The organism is Aminobacter sp. J44 (assembly GCF_007829415.1).
Taxonomy (GTDB): domain Bacteria; phylum Pseudomonadota; class Alphaproteobacteria; order Rhizobiales; family Rhizobiaceae; genus Aerobium.
On sequence record NZ_VLJG01000086.1, the window covers coordinates 1 to 1,204 of the forward strand.

General features: G+C 65.6%; 3 protein-coding genes. All 3 read left to right on the plus strand.

The genetic code is table 11. From position 1 onward, the window contains the following. Window positions 1-142 precede the first annotated feature (142 nt). Window positions 143-583: a transposase gene (locus L610_RS19460; protein WP_144707006.1), complete on the plus strand. Its 441-nt coding sequence runs from the start codon at window positions 143-145 to the stop codon at window positions 581-583. 26 nt (window positions 584-609) lie between these two features. After that, window positions 610-936 carry an IS66 family insertion sequence element accessory protein TnpB gene (tnpB, locus tag L610_RS19465; protein WP_371713074.1) on the plus strand — a complete coding sequence of 109 codons (327 nt, stop codon included), beginning with the start codon at window positions 610-612 and terminating at the stop codon, window positions 934-936. Between the two features lie 108 nt (window positions 937-1,044). After that, a partial coding sequence (locus L610_RS19470; protein WP_371713075.1) for a transposase occupies window positions 1,045-1,204 on the plus strand: 160 nt, incomplete at its 3' end.

A 1,204-nucleotide genomic window follows, 5' to 3' on the forward strand; every position in this document is an offset into this window, starting at 1 on the left:
GCAGGAGTCCGTCGTCCTCCACCACCAGGACACGCACGCCGTTGAGGACCAAGCCGTCATCGAGACGTAAGCGATGTCCCGGCTCCACCTTTCGCGCTGGGGCGTGAAGGACGATGTTCGAAGCCTTTGAGGGCTTCGACATATGCCGATTTCAGAGTTTACGCTTAAGCCCAGGGATGATGAGCCGGTCCGCCGGCTGGAGATATTCACTGGTTCGGGTCGCCGGCGCGAGTGGCCGCCGGAGGAAAAAGCCCGGATTGTTGCGGAGAGCTACGAGGCGGCCGAGACGGTCTGTGCCGTGGCACGCCGACACGGCCTGACACCGCAACAGCTGTTCACCTGGCGGCGCGAGGCGCGCAAGCGAATGGAGGCTGAGGCGCCGCCCGCGTTCGTGCCGGCGGTTTTGGTCGCGCCCGAACCTCTGGCGGAGAAGGGACAGAAGCCGCGCGCGAAGCGTCGAGCGCCGCGACGACGAACAGCGTCGATCGAGGTTGAGGCCTCAGGCGTCACGGTGCGGATTGGTGACGGCGCATCGTCTGCCACGATCGCTGCGGTAATCCGCGCATTGAAGGTCACGTCGTGATCGGCCCGACTGGTGCCGTGCGCGTCATGGTGGCGACCAGGCCGGTGGACTTCCGCAAGGGGGCCGAGGGATTGGCTGCGCTGGTACGCGAGACGATGGGCGCCGATCCGTTCTGTGGCGCGATCTACGTCTTCAGGGCCAAGCGCGCCGACCGGGTCAAACTCGTCTACTTCGACGGCACCGGCGTGTGTTTGCTGGCGAAGCGTCTGGAAGACGGGAAGTTCTGCTGGCCTGCCATCACCGATGGCGTGGTCAGGCTGACGGCGGCGCAGTTGCAGGCGCTCCTGGAAGGGCTGGACTGGCGGCGCGTGCATGATGCCCGCGAGACGCGCGCGCCGGTCGCGGCAAGTTGATTCCGTCGACGTCGAAAACGCTGGCAAAGCATTGGAATGCATGATTGAATCGGCTTTGTGAGCAATCCGGCCGACCCTTTGAACAACGATCCGATCGCGCTTCAGGCGATGCTTGCCGCGGAGCGCGCCGAGAACGAGCGGCTGCGCCAGATCATCAAGGAGCTGCAGCGTCACCGCTTCGGCCGCAGGGCAGAGAGCCTGCCCGTCGAGCAGCTGCTGCTAGGTCTGGAAGAGGCCGAGCAGGTCGAGGCCGAAGGCTTCGCGGCGG